Origin of the sequence: Streptomyces sp. NPDC051315 (assembly GCF_044455165.1) — a bacterium.
GTDB lineage: Bacteria > Actinomycetota > Actinomycetes > Streptomycetales > Streptomycetaceae > Streptomyces.
Genome location: NZ_JBITEN010000031.1, coordinates 30,806 through 52,574 on the forward strand (window position 1 = coordinate 30,806; position 21,769 = coordinate 52,574).

At 74.1% G+C, this 21,769-nt stretch carries 21 protein-coding genes; 15 read left to right on the plus strand and 6 right to left on the minus strand.

Annotated elements, in window-relative coordinates:
• Positions 1-4: 4 nt before the first annotated feature.
• Positions 5-964 (minus strand): hypothetical protein, encoded by a 960-nt coding sequence (locus ACIBBD_RS37415; protein WP_399424284.1) that lies wholly within the window; start codon positions 962-964, stop codon positions 5-7.
• A 174-nt stretch (positions 965-1,138) separates the two neighbouring features.
• Here ACIBBD_RS37415 and ACIBBD_RS37420 point away from each other — a divergent pair, with 174 nt between their 5' ends.
• The 5 genes from ACIBBD_RS37420 to tsaE all read left to right on the plus strand — a co-directional run bounded on the left by ACIBBD_RS37420 (position 1,139) and on the right by tsaE (position 6,284).
• On the plus strand, positions 1,139-1,510 hold the full coding sequence (locus ACIBBD_RS37420; RefSeq protein WP_399424285.1) for a holo-ACP synthase: 372 nt from the start codon (positions 1,139-1,141) through the stop codon (positions 1,508-1,510).
• Positions 1,511-1,532: 22 nt separating this feature from the next.
• Positions 1,533-2,966 carry an NAD(P)H-hydrate dehydratase gene (locus ACIBBD_RS37425; protein ID WP_399424286.1) on the plus strand — a complete coding sequence of 478 codons (1,434 nt, stop codon included), beginning with the start codon at positions 1,533-1,535 and terminating at the stop codon, positions 2,964-2,966.
• Positions 2,967-3,222: 256 nt separating this feature from the next.
• A complete protein-coding gene (alr, locus tag ACIBBD_RS37430) occupies positions 3,223-4,398 on the plus strand; it encodes an alanine racemase (RefSeq protein ID WP_399424287.1) in 1,176 nt (391 codons plus the stop codon).
• 154 nt (positions 4,399-4,552) lie between these two features.
• Positions 4,553-5,806: an alpha/beta fold hydrolase gene (locus ACIBBD_RS37435; protein WP_399424335.1), complete on the plus strand. Its 1,254-nt coding sequence runs from the start codon at positions 4,553-4,555 to the stop codon at positions 5,804-5,806.
• Positions 5,772-6,284, plus strand: a complete 513-nt coding sequence (tsaE, locus tag ACIBBD_RS37440) for a tRNA (adenosine(37)-N6)-threonylcarbamoyltransferase complex ATPase subunit type 1 TsaE (RefSeq protein WP_391998765.1) — start codon at positions 5,772-5,774, stop codon at positions 6,282-6,284. The genes ACIBBD_RS37435 and tsaE overlap by 35 nt, the downstream gene beginning before the upstream one ends.
• Before the next feature lie 19 nt (positions 6,285-6,303).
• On the opposite strand, the gene ACIBBD_RS37445 is transcribed toward tsaE, so the two are convergent.
• On the minus strand, positions 6,304-6,495 hold the full coding sequence (locus ACIBBD_RS37445) for a hypothetical protein (protein WP_399424289.1): 192 nt from the start codon (positions 6,493-6,495) through the stop codon (positions 6,304-6,306).
• 332 nt (positions 6,496-6,827) lie between these two features.
• Positions 6,828-7,376: a hypothetical protein gene (locus ACIBBD_RS37450; protein ID WP_399424291.1), complete on the minus strand. Its 549-nt coding sequence runs from the start codon at positions 7,374-7,376 to the stop codon at positions 6,828-6,830.
• Positions 7,377-7,637: 261 nt separating this feature from the next.
• Here ACIBBD_RS37450 and tsaB point away from each other — a divergent pair, with 261 nt between their 5' ends.
• The 4 genes from tsaB to ACIBBD_RS37470 are packed head-to-tail and all read left to right on the plus strand — an operon-like array spanning position 7,638 to position 10,192.
• Positions 7,638-8,291: a tRNA (adenosine(37)-N6)-threonylcarbamoyltransferase complex dimerization subunit type 1 TsaB gene (gene tsaB, locus ACIBBD_RS37455; RefSeq protein ID WP_399424293.1), complete on the plus strand. Its 654-nt coding sequence runs from the start codon at positions 7,638-7,640 to the stop codon at positions 8,289-8,291.
• 44 nt (positions 8,292-8,335) lie between these two features.
• Complete coding sequence (gene rimI, locus ACIBBD_RS37460) at positions 8,336-8,833, plus strand: ribosomal protein S18-alanine N-acetyltransferase (protein ID WP_399424337.1); 498 nt, start codon at positions 8,336-8,338, stop codon at positions 8,831-8,833.
• A complete protein-coding gene (gene tsaD, locus ACIBBD_RS37465; protein WP_399424295.1) occupies positions 8,826-9,917 on the plus strand; it encodes a tRNA (adenosine(37)-N6)-threonylcarbamoyltransferase complex transferase subunit TsaD in 1,092 nt (363 codons plus the stop codon). Before rimI ends, tsaD begins: the two co-directional genes overlap by 8 nt.
• A complete protein-coding gene (locus tag ACIBBD_RS37470; RefSeq protein ID WP_399424296.1) occupies positions 9,914-10,192 on the plus strand; it encodes a hypothetical protein in 279 nt (92 codons plus the stop codon). Before tsaD ends, ACIBBD_RS37470 begins: the two co-directional genes overlap by 4 nt.
• Here ACIBBD_RS37470 and ACIBBD_RS37475 read toward each other — a convergent pair.
• Positions 10,181-12,490 (minus strand): glycoside hydrolase family 3 N-terminal domain-containing protein, encoded by a 2,310-nt coding sequence (locus ACIBBD_RS37475; protein WP_399424297.1) that lies wholly within the window; start codon positions 12,488-12,490, stop codon positions 10,181-10,183. The two genes, ACIBBD_RS37470 and ACIBBD_RS37475, sit on opposite strands and share 12 nt — an antisense overlap.
• A 140-nt stretch (positions 12,491-12,630) precedes the next feature.
• On the opposite strand from ACIBBD_RS37475, the gene ACIBBD_RS37480 reads away from it, so the two are divergent.
• From ACIBBD_RS37480 to ACIBBD_RS37490, 3 genes are all read left to right on the plus strand, one after another.
• The gene (locus ACIBBD_RS37480; RefSeq protein WP_399424298.1) at positions 12,631-13,734 is read left to right on the plus strand and encodes a LacI family DNA-binding transcriptional regulator; all 1,104 of its coding nucleotides are present in this window, start codon (positions 12,631-12,633) and stop codon (positions 13,732-13,734) included.
• Between the two features lie 83 nt (positions 13,735-13,817).
• Positions 13,818-15,194, plus strand: a complete 1,377-nt coding sequence (locus ACIBBD_RS37485) for an endo-1,4-beta-xylanase (protein WP_399424300.1) — start codon at positions 13,818-13,820, stop codon at positions 15,192-15,194.
• 106 nt (positions 15,195-15,300) lie between these two features.
• On the plus strand, positions 15,301-16,377 hold the full coding sequence (locus ACIBBD_RS37490) for an LCP family protein (protein WP_399424302.1): 1,077 nt from the start codon (positions 15,301-15,303) through the stop codon (positions 16,375-16,377).
• On the opposite strand, the gene ACIBBD_RS37495 is transcribed toward ACIBBD_RS37490, so the two are convergent.
• Complete coding sequence (locus ACIBBD_RS37495; protein WP_399424304.1) at positions 16,364-17,038, minus strand: TetR/AcrR family transcriptional regulator; 675 nt, start codon at positions 17,036-17,038, stop codon at positions 16,364-16,366. The two genes, ACIBBD_RS37490 and ACIBBD_RS37495, sit on opposite strands and share 14 nt — an antisense overlap.
• 81 nt (positions 17,039-17,119) lie before the next feature.
• Between ACIBBD_RS37495 and ACIBBD_RS37500 the strand changes: the two genes are divergently transcribed.
• The 3 genes from ACIBBD_RS37500 to ACIBBD_RS37510 are packed head-to-tail and all read left to right on the plus strand — an operon-like array spanning position 17,120 to position 20,507.
• Positions 17,120-18,631 carry an MFS transporter gene (locus tag ACIBBD_RS37500; RefSeq protein WP_399424305.1) on the plus strand — a complete coding sequence of 504 codons (1,512 nt, stop codon included), beginning with the start codon at positions 17,120-17,122 and terminating at the stop codon, positions 18,629-18,631.
• Positions 18,632-18,678: 47 nt separating this feature from the next.
• Entirely contained in the window at positions 18,679-19,035 is a 357-nt protein-coding gene (locus ACIBBD_RS37505; RefSeq protein ID WP_399424307.1) for a YciI family protein, read from the plus strand.
• A 44-nt stretch (positions 19,036-19,079) separates the two neighbouring features.
• Positions 19,080-20,507: an RNA polymerase sigma factor gene (locus ACIBBD_RS37510; RefSeq protein ID WP_399424309.1), complete on the plus strand. Its 1,428-nt coding sequence runs from the start codon at positions 19,080-19,082 to the stop codon at positions 20,505-20,507.
• An 85-nt stretch (positions 20,508-20,592) separates the two neighbouring features.
• On the opposite strand, the gene ACIBBD_RS37515 is transcribed toward ACIBBD_RS37510, so the two are convergent.
• Entirely contained in the window at positions 20,593-21,768 is a 1,176-nt protein-coding gene (locus ACIBBD_RS37515) for a methyltransferase domain-containing protein (protein ID WP_399424311.1), read from the minus strand.
• Between the last annotated feature and the right edge of the window lies 1 nt (position 21,769).

The window sequence follows — 21,769 nt, forward strand, 5'->3', positions numbered from 1 at the left end:
TCCCTCAGGCTTCCATCGCGGACGTGCGGAACTTCAGGAACGAGGCCCTCGGGTCGTTCATGTACTGCCACGGGAACTCCGAGGCGCGGTCGCCGAGGAAGGCGAAGTGCGGGGCGGCGTCCGCGAAGTGCCCGCCGATCGAGAAGGCGAACGCGAACGCGCTGTGCGCACCGATCGAGTTCCACTCGGGCCGGTGGGACGGGTGCAGCACCGAGACCTGGGCGGCGAACCGCAGGTCGTCGCGGACCGGCACGCCCCGCATGTAGGCGCCGCGCTCGCTGCCCTCCAGCTCCAGCCAGTGCTCGATGTGGGCGAGCGCGACCACGGCACCGGCGGTCGAACCGTCGGGTGCGGCGGTCGCGCACTCCCGGGCGAAGCCGTGCGCCGCGTCCCAGGAGCCGCCCCACTTGGGGCAGACCTGCTGGAGCAGTTGCGTCTGCGCGTGGTAGAGGTGCGGGTGGTGGACGGACAGCCGGTCGTAGCGCCGGCGCGCCTCGGCCTGTCCCAGCTCGAGACCGCGCGCGGTGATCAGCCGCACCACCCAGGCGGGGGCGTACGACGGCTGCTCGGCGCACACCTCGATCAGCAGCTGCTCGGCCCGGCGCAGCCAGGCGTGGAACTGGTCGAACTGGTCCCGCGACACGTGCTTGGCGCGGGCGTCGCTGCGGATGTCCCAGCCGATGTAGACGTACCGGTGGGCGAGCAGCGTGCGGGGCAGCGGGTCGCCGGGGAGCTCGGCGGCCGCCCGCTCCAGGACGTTCTCGACGTCGGCGATGTCGGCCAGCAGGGACGAGGCCGAGCAGACCTTCTCGACGGAGTCCAGGCCCGCGATGAAGGCCCGGACGGCGGGCCAGTCACCGGCCCGCGCGGCGGTGCGCAGCGGGATCAGCTCGGGCGTGTTGTCGTACGGATCGAACGTCGGTCCCGCGGAGCTTGTGGTTCTGCCGCTGCTGGTACTGCTCATTCCTCCGCCCCCCGGCGTTGCCGTCCGCGGCGCGCGGGCTGGCCCCCCAGGGCGCGCGGCGGTTACTTGTGTGACTGCTGTGACAGGTGTGATCGAGTCGCCGCAGGCTAGCAGTCACCTCCGACAGCCGTGTGGGCGGCCGGGGCGGCGGGGGGCCGCCGTAGGGTGCTCGGCATGAGCATCATCGGGGTCGGCATCGACGTGGCCGAGATCGACCGGTTCGCGGCGTCGCTGGAGCGGACGCCCGGGCTGGCGCGGCGGCTGTTCCTGGACAGCGAGTTGCTGCTGCCGAGCGGCGAGCGGCGGGGGGTCGCCTCGCTGGCGGCGCGGTTCGCGGCGAAGGAGGCGGTGGCCAAGGCGCTGGGGGCGCCGGCGGGGCTGCACTGGACGGACGCCGAGGTGTACGTGGAGGACAGCGGGCAGCCCCGGCTGCGGGTGAAGGGGAGTGTCGCCGCGCGGGCCGCGGAGCTGGGCGTGCGGTCCTGGCACGTGTCGCTGAGCCATGACGCGGGAGTGGCCTCGGCGGTGGTGGTGGCGGAGGGGTAGGTGTGGGGGTAGGGGTAGAGCCATGCGTACTGCCTACTGTGTGGACACCGTCAGGGCCGCTGAGCGGGAGTTGATGGCGCGGCTTCCGGAAGGCGCGCTCATGCAGCGGGCCGCCGCCGGGCTCGCCGCCGCGTGCGCGGAGCTGCTGGGACGGGTGTACGGGCGCCGTGTCGTGCTGCTGGTCGGCAGCGGGGACAACGGCGGCGACGCCCTGTACGCCGGTGCTCGGCTGGCCCGGCGGGGGGCGGGGGTGACCGCCGTGCTGCTCGCGCCCGGGCGGACCCATGCCGGAGGGCTGGCGGCCCTGCGGCGGGCGGGCGGCCGGACGGTACCGCCGGGGGCCGCCGGGGAGGCGGTGCGGCGGGCCGACCTCGTCCTCGACGGCATCGTCGGCATCGGGGGGCGTGGTGGCCTGCGGGAGGACGCGGCCTCGCTGGCGGCGCTCGCCGCCGAGTCGGGGGCCGCCGTCGTCGCCGTCGACCTGCCGAGCGGGGTGGAGGCGGACACGGGGGAGGTGCGGGGAGCGGCCGTCCGGGCCGACCTCACCGTCACCTTCGGCACGCACAAGCCGGGGCTGCTGATCGATCCGGCGCGGGAGCACGCCGGGTCGGTGCGGCTGGTCGACATCGGGCTGCAGTTGCCCGAGCGGGCCGAGCTGGAGGCGCTGCAGCACGCGGATGTGGCGGCGCTGCTGCCGGTGCCGGCCGCGGAGAGCGACAAGTACCGGCGGGGGGTCGTGGGAATCGCCGCCGGGTCCGCGCGCTACCCGGGGGCCGCCGTGCTGGCCGTGGCGGGTGCGTTGCGGGGTGGGGCGGGCGCCGTGCGGTACGTCGGTCCCGCCGGGGAGGCGGTCATCGCCCGGTTCCCGGAGACGCTGGTGTCCGACCACGGACCGAAGCACGCCGGGCGGGTGCAGGCCTGGGTCGTCGGGCCGGGGGTCGGGGACGACGCCGGGACGGTCGCGGAGGTGCTGGCCGCCGAGGTGCCGGTGCTGATCGACGCGGACGCGTTGCGGCTGGCGGAGACCGGGGCGGTGCGCGGGCGGACGGCGCCGACGTTGATGACCCCGCACGCGGGGGAGGCGGCCGCGTTGCTGGGGGTGGCGCGCGAGGAGGTCGAGGCGGGGCGGCTGGCCGCGGTGCGGGAGCTGGCCGGGCGGTACCGGGCGACGGTGCTGCTGAAGGGATCGACGACCCTGGTCGCGGACGCGGGGGGCGGGGCGGTGCGGGTGAACGCGACGGGCACGTCGTGGCTGGCCACGGCCGGGAGCGGGGACGTGCTGTCGGGGCTGGCGGGATCGCTGCTGGCGGCGGGCCTGTCCGCGCTGGACGCGGGAAGCGCGGGGGCGTACCTGCACGGCCTGGCGGGTCGGTTCGCGGCGGACGGCGCACCGGTGGGTGCCCACGAGGTGGCCACGGCCGTGGCGGAGGCCTGGCGGGATGTGGTGCGGGGGTGAGGCGGGGGCGGGGCCGGCGGCGTGAGAGGCGGGGCGGTGCCGCGACCTGTCAGGCCGAGGGGTGGCGGGGGTGTGAGGCGGGGCGGTGCCGGAGGCCTGTGAGACGGAGGGGCGGCGGGGGCGTGAGGCGGGAGGGGTGATGGGGCGTGGGGTGTTCGTGTGGTGAGGGAGCCCGGGGGCGGGTGACCGGGTGGATGTGCGGGGCCGCTGGCCCGGCTCTTAGGGGGTGTCCGGGGGCTCTGAGACACTGGGCACGATGAGTGAGACTGCACAGCCGACCGCCCACCCGTCGCGCGCCCGCGCCGAGATCGACCTGGCCGCGTTGCGGGCCAACGTGCGGACCCTGCGGGCCAAGGCCCCGGGTGCGGCGTTCATGGCCGTGGTGAAGGCCGACGGGTACGGCCACGGCGCGGTGGCGTGTGCGCGTGCCGCCGTCGAGGCGGGCGCCACCTGGATCGGCACCGCCACGCCCGAGGAGGCGCTCGCGCTGCGCGCCGGGGCCGGGCTGCCGGCGGACGTGCGGATCATGTGCTGGCTGTGGACGCCGGGCGGGCCCTGGCGGGAGGCGGTCGAGGCCGGTCTCGACGTGTCCGTGAGCGGGATGTGGGCGCTGCGCGAGGCCGTCGAGGGCGCCCGGCTCGCCGGGCGGACCGCCCGCATGCAGCTCAAGGCCGACACCGGTCTGGGGCGCAACGGCTGCCAGCCCGCCGACTGGCCCGAACTGGTCGCGGAGGCACTGCGCGCCGAGCGCGAGGGCCTCGTCCGGATCACCGGGCTGTGGTCGCACTTCGCCTGCGCCGACGAGCCCGGGCACCCGTCCGTCGCCGCCCAGCTCTCCCGCTTCCGGGAGATGGTGGCGTACGCCGAGCGGCAGGGCGTGCGGCCCGAGGTGCGGCACATCGCCAACTCCCCGGCCACCCTGACGCTCCCGGAGACCCACTTCGACCTCGTCCGCCCGGGCATCGCGATGTACGGCGTCTCGCCCAGCCCCGAGCTGGGCTCCCCCGCCGACTTCGGTCTGCGCCCGGTGATGACCCTCTCCGCCTCCCTGGCCCTCGTGAAGCAGGTCCCGGGCGGGCACGGCGTGAGCTACGGCCACCACTACACGACCCCCGGCGCTACCACCCTCGGCCTCGTGCCCCTCGGGTACGCGGACGGCGTCCCGCGGCACGCCTCCGGCACCGGCCCGGTGCTCGTCGACGGCAAGTGGCGTACGGCCGCGGGGCGGATCGCGATGGACCAGTTCGTCGTCGACCTCGGCGGCGACGAGCCCGGTCCGGGCGCGGAGGCGGTGCTCTTCGGACCCGGCGACCGCGGGGAGCCCACCGCGGAGGACTGGGCGCAGGCCGCCGGCACCATCGGGTACGAGATCGTCACGCGCATCGGAGCGCGGGTTCCTCGCGTCTATGTGAATGGGGAACAGGACGGGTAACCCGCAAGCGGGGGGGGGGGAGCGTCCCAGCAGCACTCGTCGACCGGGTGCACTCTGACCCGTGCGCCCCACCACCCGCACCATCGGCACCACGTGCACCACCAGCAACACGAGTGACCACGCATCACAGGCGTCGGCCGAAGAGGAGCGGTACGTGAGCGAGAGCAGTGCGGAGGCAGTGGCGAGTGCCGCCTCGGCGGCCGTCGCCGCCTCCGCCACGGGGGCGGCCGGGGGGTGGCGCCGGGCGACCGGTGTCGCCGGCGCCGCGATAGGCGTGATCGCCGCGGGTGCCGCGGCCGGCGTCGCCCTGGAACGGATGACGGTGGGCCGCGGCATACGCGCCAAGGCCCGCCTCGCCCTCGACGCGGCGGGTCCGTACGGCGCCCTGCGCGGCAACCCCGGGAAGGCGTACGCCGACGACGGCACCGAGCTGTACTACGAGCTCGACGACGTCGAGCCCGAGGGCGGCACGGCTCCCCGCCGCCGACGGCTCTTCGGCCGCAAGGCACCCCTGCCCGTCACCGTCGTCTTCAGCCACGGCTACTGCCTCACCCAGGACTCCTGGCACTTCCAGCGCGCGGCCCTGCGCGGTGTCGTACGGACCGTGTACTGGGACCAGCGCAGCCACGGCCGCTCCGCTCGCGGGGCCGCCCAGGTGCAGGACGGCGCGCCGGTCAGCATCGACCAGCTGGGGCGCGACCTGAAGGCCGTGATCGACGCGGCCGCGCCCGAGGGACCGCTCGTGCTCGTCGGGCACTCCATGGGCGGGATGACGGTGATGGCGCTGGCCGCGCAGTACCCCGAGCTGATCCGCGAGCGGGTCGTCGCCACCGCGTTCGTCGGTACGTCGTCGGGGCGGCTCGGCGAGGTCAACTTCGGCCTTCCGGTCGCGGGCGTCAACGTCGTGCGGCGGGTGCTTCCCGGTGTGCTGAGGGCGCTGGGGCAGCGGGCGGAGCTGGTGGAGAAGGGGCGGCGGGCCACCGCCGATCTCTTCGCCGGGGTCATCAAGCGGTACTCGTTCGCGTCGCGGGACGTCGACCCGGCCGTGGCCCGGTTCGCCGAGCGGATGATCGAGGGGACGCCGATCGACGTGGTCGCCGAGTTCTACCCGGCCTTCAACGACCACGACAAGACGGAGGCGCTGGGCCTTTTCCAGGACATGCCGGTGCTGGTGCTGGCCGGGATCGGGGACCTGGTCACGCCCAGCGAGCACAGTGAGGCCATCGCCGACCTGCTGCCGGACGCCGAACTGGTGCTGGTCCCGGACGCCGGGCACCTGGTGATGCTGGAGCACCCGGAAGTGGTCACCGACCGCCTCGCCGACCTGCTCACCCGCGCGGGTGCCGTGCCCGCAGGAGCTACCGTGGGTGGCTATGGAAGCACCAGCGGCACCGCACAACCCGGCTGAGACCGAGCTGATCGTCAACTCTCCCGACCAGATGCGGGAATTGGGCCGTCGCCTGGCCAAGCTGCTGCGCGCCGGCGACCTCGTGATGCTCAGCGGGGAGCTAGGCGCGGGCAAGACGACTCTGACACGCGGGCTCGGCGAGGGGCTCGGGGTGCGGGGCGCGGTCACCTCCCCGACCTTCGTGATCGCCCGCGTCCACCCGTCCCTCGGGGACGGCCCCCCACTCGTCCACGTCGACGCCTACCGCCTGTCCGGCGGGCTCGACGAGATGGAGGACCTCGACCTCGACGTGTCGCTGCCCGAGTCGGTGGTGGTCGTGGAGTGGGGCGAGGGCAAGGTCGAGGAACTGGCGGACGAGCGGCTCCAGGTGCGGATCCACCGGGCCGTCGGCGACACGACGGACGAGGTGCGGCAGGTGACGGTCACCGGGCTCGGGGAGCGGTGGGCGTCGGCCGACCTGAGTGTGCTGGCGGCCTGACGGCCTGACGGCCGTACGCTTACGCGGCTTCCCGGTGCGCGACCGGCTCCCCGGGAGCCGTGGGCCGCACGGGCGCGGGCGCCGTGGGGTGGGGTTCGCGCGGCGGCCGGGACACGGCCTCGGCGGCCGCGCAGGACGCCAGCAGATCGCGCATGGACACCCCGGCGAGTGCGAACGGCCGCGGCTGGACCTTGGGCTCGGTGGCCGACATGGACGCCTCCTGGGGGCCGGGGCGGGCGTAGTTAGGTACACCTAACTACGGACTGGATACCATGTGACCACGCCCGGGACGCCGAACGCAACATGTTGCCGACGTCTTGTCGGAACCTTCATGCGAACGTCGGACATGACAAACCGCTGAGGTGTCCCGGCATCGCGGCACCCGAGCGCCGCCGGCCGTTCCTGCCGGCCGGCACCGCGAGCCCCTCCGGGTCGGCCGTACCGGCCAACGGGTCACGGCTGCGGGATCACGACTGCCGGGCCACGGCCAACGGAGCCCGGTCAACGGAGCCCGGTCAACGGAGCCCGGCCGAGGCGGCACGGCTACCGGATCACGATGATCCGCTCCCCGATCGTCGCGAACCGCCACATGGCGTTGCCGTCCGCGCGGGACTGCCGGATGCCGCCCGTGCGCACCGCCGGGTCGGGCATCCGTGTCGAGCCGTTCACGGCCGCGCTGAAGCCGATGACCACCTCACCCACGGTGGTGAAACGCACCACGTGCTCGATGGGGGTGCCGTCGGTGCCGGTGGTGGTGTTCGAGCGGGAGGTGACCACGTAGGCGCCCGGCGGGGGGTCGACGCTGCCCGGGGTCACCTTGAACGTCCGCTGGACTTTGCCGTCCTCGCCGACCAGCCACACCCGGTCGTCGTCGATCGAGTACACCACCCGCTCGCCCTCGCCGGAGCCGGCCGGCAGCGCGGTGGGGTTGCTCTTGTCGCGGGGCGCCTTCGACGCGGCCGCGGCCGCGATCGCCTGCGGCCTGCCGAACGTGGCGGGCGCGTTCGCCGACGCCTGGTAGGCGAGGAACCCGACCGTGCCGACGGCCGCCGCGGTGAGCCCGGCCACGAGAGTCGAGCTGCTGCTTGCCACCGGCGACCACTCCTTTGCCGTACTGGCTGTCCTGTCGACCGCCGTACTGATTGTCGTACCTGTTTGTCATACTTCTTTGCCGTACGTCGTACTTCGCGTGTCGGCTTCGCGGTGACGTTAGCAGTCGGCGGGGCCCCGTCCGGGGCGGCCGGGGCCGGGGTGGGGGACCGTGTCGGGCGGCCGGGGCCGGGGCGGGGCCGGGCCCGCGGGCGGGAGTGGCTGGACGTCCGGCAGGGGCCCGCGGAGCCGTAGGCTGTTGGCGTGCTCTTGCTCGCTCTGGATACCGCCACTCCCGCCGTCACCGTCGCCCTGCACGACGGCACGGACGTCATCGCCTCGTCGAGCCAGGTGGACGCGCGCCGACACGGTGAGCTGCTGCTGCCGGCCGTCGACCGCCTCCTCGCCGAGGCGGGCCACGCGCTCGACGCCGTCACCGGGATCGTCGTGGGCATCGGCCCCGGCCCGTACACCGGGCTGCGCGTCGGCCTGATGACCGCCGACACCTTCGGCCTCGCGCTCGGCGTGCCGGTGCACGGCCTGTGCACCCTCGACGGCCTCGCCTACGCCACCGACCTCGACAGCCCCTTCGTCGTGGCGACCGACGCCCGCCGCAAGGAGGTCTACTGGGCGCGCTACGCCGACTCCCGCACCCGGGTCACCGACCCGGCCGTCGACCGCCCCGCGGACATCGCCGAGCGGGTCGCCGGCCTGCCGGCCGTCGGTGCGGGCGCGCTGCTCTACCCCGACACCTTCCCGAAGGCGCACGAGCCGGAGCACGTGTCCGCCGCGGCCCTCGCCTCGCTGGCAGCCGAGAGGCTCTCGGCCGGCGAGGACCTCCCGGCGCCGCGCCCGCTGTACCTGCGCCGGCCGGATGCCCAGGTCCCCAAGAACTACAAGGTGGTCACCCCCAAGTGACCGAGTCCCACACTCCCGCGCCCGCCGTCCCCGAGCTGCGCGAGATGCGCTGGTGGGACATCGACCCCGTCCTGGAACTCGAGAAGAACCTCTTTCCCGAGGACGCCTGGTCGCGCGGCATGTTCTGGTCCGAGCTGGCGCACTCCCGCGGCCCCGAGGCCACCCGCCGCTATGTCGTGGCCGAGACCGGCGACCGGATCGTCGGCTACGCGGGCCTGGCCTCCTCCGGTGACCTGGCCGACATCCAGACCATCGCCGTGGCCCGCGACCACCAGGGCACGGGCCTCGGCTCCCGTCTGCTCACCGAACTGCTGCGCGCGGCGACCGCCTTCGAGTGCTCCGAGGTCATGCTGGAGTGCCGGGTCGACAACGTCCGCGCCCAGAGGCTGTACGAGCGCTTCGGCTTTGAACCCATCGGCTTCCGGCGGGGCTACTACCAGCCGGGGAACGTGGACGCCCTGGTGATGCGCCTGACCACAGCACCCAAGAGCGGCTCCGCCGCCGAATCGACATCAGTGCAAGGAACCGAGATCAATGGCTGACGAACCGCTCGTCCTGGGCATCGAGACCTCCTGCGACGAGACCGGCGTCGGCATCGTCCGCGGCACCACCCTGCTGGCCGACGCCGTCGCCTCCAGCGTCGACGAGCACGCCCGCTTCGGCGGGGTCGTGCCGGAGGTGGCCTCCCGGGCGCACCTGGAGGCGATGGTCCCGACCATCGACCGCGCGCTGAAGGAGGCGGGCGTCTCGGCGAAGGACCTGGACGGCGTCGCGGTGACGGCGGGCCCCGGTCTGGCCGGCGCGTTGCTGGTCGGCGTGTCGGCGGCGAAGGCGTACGCGTACGCGCTCGGCAAGCCGCTGTACGGCGTGAACCACCTCGCCTCCCACATCTGCGTGGACCAGCTGGAGCACGGCCCGCTGCCGGAGCCGACGATGGCGCTGCTGGTGTCCGGCGGCCACTCCTCCCTGCTGCTCTCCTCGGACATCACCTCCGACGTCCGCCCGATGGGCGCCACCATCGACGACGCCGCCGGCGAGGCCTTCGACAAGATCGCCCGGGTGCTGAACCTCGGCTTCCCGGGCGGCCCGGTCATCGACCGCTACGCCCGCGAGGGCGACCCGGAGGCGATCGCCTTCCCGCGCGGCCTGACCGGCCCGCGCGACCCGGCGTACGACTTCTCCTTCTCCGGTCTGAAGACGGCGGTCGCCCGCTGGATCGAGGCCAAGCGGGCGGCGGGGGAGGAGGTGCCGGTGCGTGACGTGGCGGCCTCCTTCCAGGAGGCGGTCGTGGACGTCCTGACCCGCAAGGCCGTACGGGCCTGCCGCGACGAGGGCGTCGACCACCTGATGATCGGCGGCGGGGTGGCCGCCAACTCCCGGCTGCGCGCCCTGGCCCAGGAGCGCTGCGAGGCGGCCGGCATCCGCCTGCGCGTCCCCCGCCCCAAGCTGTGCACGGACAACGGCGCGATGGTCGCCGCCCTGGGCGCGGAGATGGTCGCCCGCGGCCGGGCCGCCTCCGACTGGGACCTCTCGGCGGACTCGTCCCTGCCGGTGACGGACCCCCATGTCCCCGGCCGCGGCCATGACCACGTCCACGAGGTCGGCGAGGACAACCTCTACTCATGACGGTCGCGCTGATGTGGGAGGCCCGGGCGGCCCGGGGCCGGGGCGAGGAACTGCTGGCGTGGACCCGCGGGCAGCGCCTCACCCCCGCCCCCCTGCGCCGGGAGACCTTCCGGGCCCCGCAGGACCGCGTCCTGGTCATCACCTGGTGGGACGCGGCCTACGACGCCGTACTGCCCGAGTTGCCGGAGCCGGACGGGGAACTGGTGACGCGGGCGGTGCACCGGTGGCGGTTCGAGGCGGTGGCGGAGGAAGCGGGCGGCGGGTCAGCCGAGTGACACCTCGCACCGCAGCCTCCGGTCCGCCCCCACCTTCCGTACGGACCCCGTGAGCCGCAGTCGTGCCGTGTGCCGTACCTCCGCGCTGGACGTGCCCAGCCGCAGCTCCAGCGCCCCGGGTTCGACCACCCGTCGGCCCTCACGGTCGGTGAAGGCCGACAGGTCGGTGTGGAAGTGGAACGTCAGACGGGCCGACTCGGCCGGTTCGAGGGTGACGCGCCGGTAGCCGACGAGGCGGACGTCCGGGCGGGTCACCGAGGCCACCGGGTCGTGGAGGTAGAGCTGGACGACCTCCGAGCCGGGGCGGTCGCCGGTGTTGCGGACGGTCAGCGACACGTCGTACGAGCCGTCCGTCGGGAGGTCGGTCTCCCCGTCCCCGGCCGAGAAGTCCTCCCAGGCGAAGCTCGTGTACGAGCGTCCGTGTCCGAAGGGGTACAGGGGGGTCGGGTCCAGGCTGCTGACCTCCCCGGCCAGGCCCAGCGGCGGCTGGAGGTACGTCCACGGCTGGCCGCCCGGCACGCGGGGCACGCTCACGGGCAGACGGCCCGAGGGGTTCACACGGCCCGACAGCACCCCCGCGACCGCCGGACCCCCCTCCTCGCCGGGGAAGAAGGCCTGGACGACGGCGCCCAGGCGGCCCTGCCAGCGGCCGAGGGCGTAGGGCCGGCCGGTGAGCAGGACGAGCACCACCGGGACGCCCGTCGCCACCAGGGCGTCCAGCAGATCGCCCTGTACGCCCGGAAGGCGCAGGTCCGCCACGTCGCAGCCCTCGCCCGAGGTGCCCCGGCCGAACAGGCCCGCCCGGTCGCCCAGGACCGCCACGCAGACGTCCGCCTCCGCGGCCCTCGCCACCGCCTCCTCGAAGCCCGTCGGGTCGGGGTCGGAGACCGGGCAGCCCTCCGCGAACGTCACCTTCGCGTCGGGCAGTTCGGTCCGCAGGGACTCCAGGAGCGTCGGGATGCCGATGCCCAGCTCCACCCCCGGGTGGTGGGTGAGGACGTGGGAGGGGAAGGAGTAGCAGCCGAGCATCGCGAGCGCGTCCGCCGCCCTGGGACCCACGACGGCGATCCGGCCGTCCGGGGACAGGGGGAGCAGGCCGTCGGGGTTGTCCAGCAGGACCACCGACTCCTCCGCCAGACGGCGGGCCAGGGCGCGGTTGGCCGCCGAGTCCAGGTCGATCGGCACCGACTCGGCGGGCTCCGGTCGCCAGTCCTCGTCCAGGAGGCCCAGTTCGCACTTCTGGAGGAGCACGCGGCGGGCCGCCCGGTCGACCAGGTCCTCGGAAACCAGCCCCTCCCGCACGGCCGTGACCAGGGCCTCGCCGTAGTACTTCACCGTCGGCAGTTCCACGTCGATGCCGGCGTGCAGGGCCAGGCGGGCGGTCTCCGCGGGGGTGCCCGCCACCCGGTGCAGGGTCTGGAGGAAACCGATGCCGAAGTAGTCGGCGACCACCGTGCCGGTGAACCCCCACTCCTCGCGGAGGAGTTCGGTCAGCAGCTCCGGGTCGGCGGAGGCCGGGACGCCGTCCCGCTCCGTGTACGCGGCCATCACCGAGCGCGCCCCGCCCTCGCGCAGCGCCATCTCGAACGGCGGCAGCGTCACGTCCGCGAACTCGCGGGTGCCCGCCCGGACGGGGGCCAGGTTGCGGGCGCCCGCCGAGGAGGCGTACCCGGCGAAGTGCTTGAGCGTGGCGACGATCCCCGCCGACTCCAGGCCCCGCACATAGGCCGCGCCGACCGTGCCGACCAGGTACGGGTCCTCGCCGATCGTCTCCTCGACCCGTCCCCAGCGCGGGTCGCGGACGACGTCCAGGACGGGGGCCAGACCCTGGTGGACGCCGACCGCGCGCAGGTCGCGGCCGATGTGCCGGGCCATCTCCTCCACCAGCGGCGGGTCGAAGGCGGCGCCCCAGGCGAGCGGGACCGGGTAGGCGGTGGCCCGCCAGGCGGTGAAGCCGGCCAGGCACTCCTCGTGCGCGACGGCCGGGATGCCGAAGCGGCCCGCCTCGGCGATCCGGCGCTGGGCGCGGGCCAGGGCGCGCGCACCGAGCGCCGGGTCCACGGGTGCGGTGCCGAAGGAACGGGTCAGCTGGCCGAGCCCCCGGGTGATCAGCTCGTCCCAGTCGTAGTCGGCGGTCATGTCGTGCTGGTGCGGGGCGACTCCGTCGCCGTCCGTCTCGGCGCCGACCCACACGCCGTACAGCTGGGCGGTCTTCTCCTCCAGGGTCATCCGGGAGAGGAGGTCGTCGACACGGGCGGCGGCGGGCTGGGCGGGGTCACGCCAGGGGGCGGTGGTCATGAAACTCCTGTCAGGGGTCGGTGAGCCACCAGTCGGGAATCCAACCGTACGAATGTTTCGAGCTTAGCTCCGAATGTTCCGGGAACCTATGGCTCGGTGATGGGTTCGTCAAGAGGTCGTGCGGGGATACGATCGCCGCCATGACACCCTCGGAGCCCGCGGAGACGCGGACGGAAGACCGGCCGACGACCCCGAACGACGGGCCGAAGGCGCGGATGGAAGCCAGATCGGCGCAGACCGCGACGCTCGCGGAGATCGCCCGGGAGGCCGGCGTCTCGGCGCCGACTGTTTCGAAGGTCCTCAACGGCCGCGCCGACGTCGCCCCGGCGACCCGCACCCGCGTAGAGGAGCTGCTGCGCGCCCACGGCTACCGGCGCCGGCGCGCCGAGGCGACCCGTTCGCCCCTCATCGACCTGGTCTTCCACGAACTGGAGAGCGCGTGGGCGATGGAGGTCATCCGGGGGGTCGAGAACGTCGCGCGGGACGCCGGGCTGAGCGTCGTGCTGAGCGAGAGCGCCGGGCGGCTCACCCCGGGGCGCACCTGGGCCGACCAGGTCGCCGCCCGCCGTCCGCACGGCGTGGTGCTGGTGCTGTCCGGGCTCGACGAGTCCCAGCGCGCGCTGCTCACCAGCCGGTCCATCCCGTTCGTGGTGATGGACCCGGCGGGCGACCCGGGCGCCGACGTGCCCTCGATCGGCGCCACCAACTGGCAGGGCGGCCTCGCCGCCACCCGGCACCTGGTCGAACTGGGGCACCGGCGGATCGGGGCGATCAGCGGGCCTCCGCAGATGATGTGCAGCCGGGCCCGCGTCGACGGCTACCGCGCGGCCCTGGAGACGGCCGGGCTGCCGGTCGACCCGGAGCTGATCAAGACCGGCGACTTCCACCACGAGACCGGCTACCGGCTCGGCCGCGAGCTGCTCGCCCGCCCCGACCGGCCCACCGCCGTCTTCGCCGGCAACGACCTCCAGGCCCTGGGCTGCTACGAGGCCGCCCGTGAGCTGGGTCTGCGCATTCCCGAGGACGTCAGCGTGGTCGGCTTCGACGACCTGCCGGTGGCCCGCTGGGTGGGCCCGCCGCTGACGACCGTGCGCCAGCCGCTGACGGAGATGGCGGAGGCGGCGGCCCGGCTGGTGCTGGAGCTGGGCCGGTCGGACGAGGCGCCGACGGCGACCCGGGTGGAGCTGGCGACCAGTCTGGTGGTGCGGACGAGCACGGGAGCGCCGCCCCTGGCCGAAAGGTGACGTATTGACGGGTGTGGAGGACGCCTCCACACTCCTCCGAAGTCAATCGGTTGCACAACCGAAACTTTCGGAGGCCCCCCGCCATGAGAACCTCCCGAACCTCCCGAACCCCGGGATCATCCAGGACCGTGCGGGCGCTGCTCGCCGGAGCGGCCACCTTCGGTGCCCTGCTCACCGCCGGCACCACCACCGCCCACGCCGCCGACGCACCACTGCGCGACCTCGCCGCCGCCCAGGGCAGGGTCATGGGCACCGCGGTCACCGGCTCCAAGCTCACCGGGACCTACGGCGACATCGCGGGACGCGAGTTCAACTGGCTCACCCCCGGCAACGCCATGAAGTGGGGCTCGGTCGAGCCGGCCCAGGGGAGCTTCAACTGGGCCGAGGCCGACCAGATCGTGGACTTCGCCGAGGCCCACGGCCAGGAGGTGCGCGGCCACACCCTGGTCTGGCACAGCCAGAACCCGAGCTGGCTGACCAACGGCAGCTGGACGCCCGCCCAGCTGAACACCCTGCTCCAGAACCACATCGACACCGAGGTGGGCCGCTACAAGGGCCGCGTCGCCGCCTGGGACGTCGTCAACGAGCCCTTCGACGAGGACGGCACCTACCGCTCCACCCTCTGGTACGACAACCTCGGCGCGGACTACATCGCGACCGCCCTGACCCGGGCGCGGGCCGCCGACCCGGCCGCGAAGCTGTACATCAACGACTACAACGTCGAGGGCGTCAACGCGAAGTCCACCGCCCTGTACAACCTGGTCAGGTCCCTGAAGGAGCGGGGCGTCCCGATCGACGGCGTCGGCCTCCAGGCCCACCTGATCCTCGGTCAGGTCCCGTCCACGCTCCAGCAGAACATCCAGCGCTTCGCCGACCTCGGCGTCGATGTCGCGATCACCGAGCTGGACATCCGGATGCAGCTGCCCTCGGACAGCGCGAAGCTCACCCAGCAGGCCGCCGACTACAAGGCCGTCATGAACGCCTGCCTGGCCGTGAGCCGCTGCACCGGCGTCACCGTCTGGGGCTTCACCGACTCCGACTCCTGGATCCCGAGCACCTTCCCCGGGCAGGGCGCGGCGACGCCGTACGACGAGAACTACGCGCCGAAACCGGCGTACCACGCGATCGCCGAGGCGCTCGGGGGCACCACGACCCCGCCGCCCACGGACGCGTGCACGGCGGCCTACAGCATCGGCAGCCAGTGGAACACCGGCTTCACCGGGCAGGTGCGGATCGCCTGCTCGGGGGCGGCGCTGACGTCGTGGAAGGTGAGCTGGACGTACGGAGCGGGGCAGCGGATCACGCAGGCCTGGAACGCGAACTGCACCCAGTCGGGGGCGACGGTCACCTGTTCCAACGCCCCGTACAACGGGACGGTTTCCGACGGCGGTGCGGTGACCTTCGGGTTCAACGGGTCGTGGAGCGGCAGCAATCCGGTGCCGACGGTGACGCTGGGCTGAGGCCGCGGGCTGCCGGCCGCCGCGCAGGGTGAGAAATTCCGAAGAAATCCGCCTCGGGCCCCGGTTCCTCACAAGACCCTCATGGTTCGGACTTACGTTCTCCCCCGTGACGGGACACGACGTGACGGGGCCCGAGGCGAACGGGCACGGGGACAGACGACGGGGCCGGCGGTCGGCGGCGCTCAGGGCCGTCGGCCTCGCCCTCGCGGGCGCGCTGGTGCTGGGCGCCGCCGCGGCGGGCTGGGCCTACCGGCACCTGAACGACAACATCACGGGCGTCGACATCGACAACGCGCTCGGCGACGACCGTCCGGCGCGCGCGGTGACCACCCCGGCCCCGTCCGGCACCGCCTCGGCGACCCCGCTGCCGACGGGGGCCGTCAACATCCTGGTCCTCGGCTCGGACTCGCGCAGCGGCGCGCGGAACCAGGAGCTCGGCGGCGGTGACAGCGAGGGCGCCCGCTCCGACACCGCCATGGTCGTGCACATCGACGCCGGCCGCACCGGCGCCACCGTCGTCAGCATCCCGCGCGACACCCTCGTCACCCGCCCGTCCTGCCCGCTGCCCTCCGGCGGTACGACGGCGGTGGCGTACGGCGCGATGTTCAACACCGCCTACGCGGTGGGCGGTCCGGTCTGCGCGGTCAAGACCGTCGAGTCGATGACGAACGTCCGCATGGACCACTTCGTCGAGGTCGACTTCTCGGGCTTCGCCCGGCTCGTCGACGCGCTCGGCGGGGTCACCGTCACCACCGAGGAGGACATCGACGACGAGGACAGCCGTCTGCACCTCGCGGCCGGCACCCACCACCTCGACGGCACCCGGGCCCTCGCCCTGGCCCGCACCCGGCACGGCATAGGCGACGGCAGCGACCTCGGCCGCATAGGTCTCCAGCAGACCCTCGTGAAGGCCCTGCTGGAGCAGATCTCCTCCACCGACCTGCTGACCAGCCCCACCCGGCTCTACCAGGTCGCCGACGCGGTCACCGGCGGCCTCACCACCGACACCGGCCTGGACTCCCTCGCCGAGCTGATGGAACTCGGCCGGAGCCTGAAGGACCTGTCCGCCCGGAACGTCACGACCGTGACCCTGCCGGTGGTGACGGCCCCGTCGGACCCCAACCGGGTGGTGGCCCGGGAGCCCGCGGCGAGCGACCTGTGGGAGTCGCTCAACCGGGGCTGACCGCACGGGCGAGCAGCCCGTCCACCACCGCCTCCAGCTGCGCGGCCACGTCGTAGGCGGCCGTCACCTCCTCCCACTGCTCCGACAGGGCCGCCAGACGCGGGAGGTCACCGGCGTCGTCCTGCGTGAGGAGGGACGGGAAGAACGGCTTGCGGCCGGGGTCGGCGGCGCGGCGGGCGTCGGCGCGCCGGAAGACCAGGGCGCCGTAGACGAGGTACCAGATGGTGCGGTACGCGTGGATCGCCTGGTGGGGGGTCAGTCCGCAGCGGATGGCCGAGTCGACGATCTCGTCCGCCATCCACAGGGCGCCCTTGTCGGTGAGGTCGCCCCTGCTCAGCACGTCGATGACCCAGATCATGTCGCTCAGCACGGCGTGCATGTGGACGGCGGTGGCGACGATGCGGTCGCGCGGGTCATCGGGCAGCTCCGGGCGCGGCACGGTCGACGCCATGCCCGCCAGCGTGAGCATCAGCAGCTCGTCCTTGTCGCGTACGTGGTGGTAGAGCGCCATCGGGGTCGCGCCCACCTCCTTGGCGATCCGGCGCATGGAGACCGCCTCGACGCCCTCCTCCTCGAGGATGCGCCGCGCCACGTCCACGATCCGCTGCTTCTCGATGCGCGGGGGCCTGCCCACCGCCCGTTTCTGCCCGTTGCCTGTCACGGGTGCATTCTCCCCCCTTCCCGCCCCGATTTTCCGTACGCGTATAGCCAGTTTCCGTACGCGTATATTAATCTGCCGGGCATGGTGGACTCCCCGATGAACTCCCGGTCCCTGCCCTCTCGTTGGTTACTGCCGGTGCTGCTCACCGTGCAGTTCCTCGTCTCCCTCGACGTGTCCGTCGTCAACGTCGCCCTGCCGGACATCGGGCGCGGGCTCGGCTTCGGCGCCGAGTCGCTGGCCTGGGTCGTCAACGCCTACGCGCTGACCTTCGGTGGGCTGCTCATGCTCGGCGGGCGGCTCGCCGACGTCGCCGGGCGGCGCCGGGTCCTGGTGGCGGGCTTCGCCGTGTTCGGTGTCGCGAGCCTGGCCGGCGGGCTCGCGCAGACACCGGGCCAGCTGATCGCCGCGCGGGCCGTGCAGGGCGTCGGCGCGGCCGCGCTCGCGCCGGTCGCGCTCGCCCTCGTCACCGTCACCTACGCGGCCGGTCCCGCCCGTTCCCGGGCGCTCGGCCTGTGGGGCGCGGCCGGCGCGGCGGGCGGAGCGGTCGGCGTCCTCGCGGGCGGCCTGCTCACCGACTGGGCGGGCTGGCGTTCGGTGATGCTGGTCAACGTGCCGGTGGTGGCCGCGGCCCTGGCCCTCGCCCGGCCCGCCGTCCCGGCCGACGCTCCCCGCTCCTCCGGCTCCCGCCTCGACCTCGCGGGCGCTCTCCTCGTCACCGCCGGGACGGCCCTGCTGGTGTTCGGTCTGGTGCGGACGGAGACGTACGGCTGGACGGCCTGGCAGTCGGCCGGGGTGCTGGCCGCCGCGGCGGTCTCGCTGGCCGCGTTCGCGGTGACCGAGACCCGGGTGCGGCAGCCGTTGCTGCGGCTCGGGCTGCTGGCCCGGGGCCCGGTGCTCGCGGCCAACGTCTTCGCGCTGCTGATGTCGGCCGGCCAGTTCGCCGCGTTCTACTTCACCTCGCTCTACCTCCAGCAGGTCCTCGGTTACGGGCCGACCGCCGCCGGGTCCGCGTTCCTGCCGTTCTGCGCCGGTGTCGTGGCCGGAACGGTGATCGCGACCCGGGCGACGGCCCGGCTCGGCGCCGGGACGCTGCTGACGGCCGGCGGACTGCTCGGGGCCGCCGGCATCGCCCTGTTCGCGGCGACGGTCGCGGTGGACGGCGGCTTCCTCCTCTCCGTACTGCTGCCGTCGGCCGTCGCCGGCGTCGGCATCGGCATGTGCTTCGTACCGCTGGGCACGGCGGCCACGGACGGGGTCGCCGGTGAGGAGACGGGCATGGCGTCGGGTCTGCTCAACAGCTCGCGCCAGGTCGGCGGGGCGGTCGGCCTCGGCGTGCTGGTCACGGTCGCGGCCGCCCACGACGGCGCGGGCGGGCGGCAGGGGCTCGTCGAGGGCTACGCGGCGGCGTACTGGGTGTCGGCGGCGCTGCTCGCGGCGGGCGCGCTGGCGGCCGGTGCGCTCCACGGGAAACACCCACGACCTGCAAAAACGCCCATGGAACCGGAGCTGACACCCGGAGCGGCGGACCGCCGGAAAAAACCTTCGGCGGATTCCGGTGAGGATGTCGATCCGGCCGTGTCCCACTCGACGTAAGGGTGAGAGGCCGGGGACAGCCCGGCCACGGCACACGAGGAGTCACCATGCCCCGTTACCTGTCGCTCGTCCGCATCGACGAGTCCGACATCCCCGCCGGCGGCCCCAGCCCAGAGCTGATGCAGCGGATGGGCGAGCTGATCGAGGAGATCACCAAGGCCGGCGTCATGCTCGACACCGCCGGGCTGCTCCCGACGGCGCAGGGCACCCGGCTGCACCTGAAGGGCGGCGAGATCTCCTCCACCGACGGGCCCTTCACCGAGACCAAGGAGGTCGTCGGCGGCTACGCGATCATGCAGTGCAAGGACAAGGCCGAGGCGCTCGAGTGGGCCAAGCGCTTCCTCAAGGTGCACGGCGACGAGTGGACCCTGACCCTCGAGGTGCGGGAGATCGAGGAAGGCTGAGGGTTCCTTCTCCCGAGGCCGTCCGGGGTGTTCGATGGTGGGCTGTGGAACAACAGCCCGCCACCGGCCCCCGGACCGGCCCCCACGACGACGACCGGCGCGCCGCCCCGGCAGCGGACCCGCACGCCACCGACGCCGGGCCGGACCCGCGAACCACCGCCCGACCCGACCCGCGCGCCGCCATCGAGACCGTCTTCCGCCTCGAATCCCCCCGCGTCATCGCCGCCGTCGCCCGCGTCGTCCGGGACGTCGGCCTCGCCGAGGAACTGGCGCAGGACGCCCTGGTCGCCGCCCTGGAGCGGTGGCCGCGCGACGGCGTACCCGACAACCCCGGCGCCTGGCTCACCGCCACCGCCAAGCACCGCGCCGTCGACCTGGTCCGGCGCCGGGAGGCGTACGCCCGCAAGCTCGCGGAGATCGGACGCGACCTGGAGACGGCGGTCCCGTTCGAGGAGCCGGCCGCCCCCGACGACATCGACGACGACCTCCTGCGCCTCGTCTTCACCGCCTGCCACCCGGTGCTGTCCGCGGACGCCCGCATCGCCCTCACCCTGCGCCTGCTCGGCGGCCTCACCACGGCCGAGATCGCCCGCGCCTTTCTGGTGCCGGAACCGACGGTCGCGCAGCGCATCGTCCGCGCCAAGCGCACCCTCGCGACGAGGAACGTCGCCTTCGAGGTGCCGTACGGCCCGGACCGCGAGGCCCGGCTCGGCTCGGTCCTCGACGTCATCTACCTGATCTTCAACGAGGGGTACGCGGCCACCGCGGGCGACGACCTGCTGCGTCCCGCGCTGTGCGAGGACGCCCTGCGGCTGGCCCGGCAGCTCGCGGCGCTGATGCCGAAGGAGCCCGAAGTGCACGCCCTCGCGGCGCTGCTGGAGTTCCAGGCGTCCCGCACGGCCGCCCGCACCGACCCCGACGGCACGCCCGTCCTCCTCAGGGACCAGAACCGCCGCCGCTGGAACCGCATGCTCATCGCCCGCGGCATCACCGCCCTGGCCCGCGCCGAGGCCACTTCCCCCGCCCCCGGCTCCGCTCGGGCGGGGGGACCCCCATCCGGCGCCCCGGGCCCGTACGTCCTCCAGGCCGCCATCGCCGCCTGCCACGCGCACGCGTACACCTACGAGGAGACCGACTGGCCGACCATCGCCACCCTCTACGGCCTCCTGGCGGCCCGCACCCGGTCCGCGGTCGTCGAACTCAACCGCGCGGTGGCCGTGTCCATGGTGCAGGGCCCCGCCCCGGCCCTGGAAATCGTCGACGCGCTCGCCGGTGAACCCGCCCTGCGCGACTACCACCTCCTGCCCAGCGTCCGCGGCGACCTGCTGCTGCGCCTGGGCCGTAGGGCGCAGGCGCGGGCGGAGTTCTCCCGCGCGGCCGAACTGACCGCCAACGAACGCGAACGGCAGCTGCTGCTGCGCCGGGCGGCAGAAGCGGGGGACGGGTCAGTGGCTGAGGGCTCGGACGGGTGACGGGTCCGGCGGGTGAGGGTTCGGGCGGGTGACGGGTCCGGCGGGTGAGCGCACGGGCAGGTGACGGATCGGAGGGGATGAGCGGTCAGGCCGGGTGACCGACGAGCATCGTCGGCGCCCCCGCCACCCGGGTCAGGAACACGGTCGCCGAGTTCGGCCCCTGCGGTTTGACCTTCCTGCGCAGCTCCTCCGGCTCCACCGCCGACCCCCGCTTCTTCACGGTCAGGATCCCCACCTCACGCTCCCGCAGCAGCGCCTTCAACTTCTTCACGTTGAAGTGGAGCTGGTCGGTGATCTCGTAGGCGGTGGCGTACGGCGTGGGCCGCAGCTCGTCCGCGGTCACGTAGGCGATGGTGGGGTCGATCAGCCCGCCCCCCAGCTCCTCTGCCACCTCGGCGACCAGGTGGGCCCGGATGACGGCGCCGTCGGGCTCGTACAGGTACCGCCCGAGGGGGCGTACGTCCGGGTCGGGCAGCATGGCGTCGGGCGTGGCCAGGATGCCGGCGTGCGAGGGCAGCAGCACCGCCCGCCGCGCCCCGGGCGTCCGGCCCGTGCCGAACCACAGCACGGCCTCCTTCACGTCCCCCGCGTCCGAGATCCACTCGGCCTCGGCCTCCGCGGGGATCGACTCGTGCGGGATGCCGGGCGCGATCTTCAGGGCGGCGAACGGGGCCCGGAGCGCGGCGGAGACGGCCCAGGACAGGGGCGGGGAGTAGGCCTCGGGGTCGAAGATCCGGCCGCGCGCGCCGGAACGCCGGGCAGGGTCGACGAACACGGCGTCGTACGGGGACGTGTCGACCTCGGTCACATCCGCCTCGCGCACCTCGATCAGATCGGCGAGGCCGAGCGCGGCGGCGTTGGCGCGGGCCGTCTCGCAGGTCAGCGGATCCCGGTCGACGGCCAGCACCCGGATCCCGGCGCGGGCGAACGCGATCGCGTCACCGCCGATCCCGCAGCACAGATCGGCGACGGACCGGATGCCCAGCGACCGGAAGCACTCGGCCCGATAGGTCGCCACACTCGCCCGCGTCGACTGCTCGACCCCGTGGGGCGTGAAGAACATCCGTTCGGCGTCCGCCCCGAACTTCGCCACCGCCCGCTGCCGCAGCCGCGCCTGCCCGAGGGCGGCCGAGACGAGCTCGGCGGGGTGCTCGCGGCGCAGCCGGGTGGCGACGGCGAGTTCGTCGGCGGCGGCGGTGCCGCGCACGGCGTCGAGGAGGGCGCGGCCCTCGGGGGTGAGGAGGGGAGCGAGGTCGTTCACC

What these genes read in the sequence shown, in the direction of transcription:
- ACIBBD_RS37415 (WP_399424284.1), bottom strand. Translation starts at nt 964, where the DNA reads ATGAGCAGTACCAGCAGCGGCAGAACCACAAGCTCCGCGGGACCGACG.
- tsaD (WP_399424295.1), top strand. Translation starts at nt 8,826, where the DNA reads ATGGCTGACGAACCGCTCGTCCTGGGCATCGAGACCTCCTGCGACGAG.
- rimI (WP_399424337.1), top strand. Translation starts at nt 8,336, where the DNA reads ATGCGCTGGTGGGACATCGACCCCGTCCTGGAACTCGAGAAGAACCTC.
- alr (WP_399424287.1), top strand. Translation starts at nt 3,223, where the DNA reads ATGAGTGAGACTGCACAGCCGACCGCCCACCCGTCGCGCGCCCGCGCC.
- ACIBBD_RS37470 (WP_399424296.1), top strand. Translation starts at nt 9,914, where the DNA reads ATGACGGTCGCGCTGATGTGGGAGGCCCGGGCGGCCCGGGGCCGGGGC.
- ACIBBD_RS37505 (WP_399424307.1), top strand. Translation starts at nt 18,679, where the DNA reads ATGCCCCGTTACCTGTCGCTCGTCCGCATCGACGAGTCCGACATCCCC.
- ACIBBD_RS37485 (WP_399424300.1), top strand. Translation starts at nt 13,818, where the DNA reads ATGAGAACCTCCCGAACCTCCCGAACCCCGGGATCATCCAGGACCGTG.
- ACIBBD_RS37500 (WP_399424305.1), top strand. Translation starts at nt 17,120, where the DNA reads ATGGTGGACTCCCCGATGAACTCCCGGTCCCTGCCCTCTCGTTGGTTA.
- ACIBBD_RS37445 (WP_399424289.1), bottom strand. Translation starts at nt 6,495, where the DNA reads ATGTCGGCCACCGAGCCCAAGGTCCAGCCGCGGCCGTTCGCACTCGCC.
- ACIBBD_RS37475 (WP_399424297.1), bottom strand. Translation starts at nt 12,490, where the DNA reads ATGACCACCGCCCCCTGGCGTGACCCCGCCCAGCCCGCCGCCGCCCGT.
- ACIBBD_RS37420 (WP_399424285.1), top strand. Translation starts at nt 1,139, where the DNA reads ATGAGCATCATCGGGGTCGGCATCGACGTGGCCGAGATCGACCGGTTC.
- ACIBBD_RS37425 (WP_399424286.1), top strand. Translation starts at nt 1,533, where the DNA reads ATGCGTACTGCCTACTGTGTGGACACCGTCAGGGCCGCTGAGCGGGAG.
- ACIBBD_RS37480 (WP_399424298.1), top strand. Translation starts at nt 12,631, where the DNA reads ATGACACCCTCGGAGCCCGCGGAGACGCGGACGGAAGACCGGCCGACG.
- tsaE (WP_391998765.1), top strand. Translation starts at nt 5,772, where the DNA reads ATGGAAGCACCAGCGGCACCGCACAACCCGGCTGAGACCGAGCTGATC.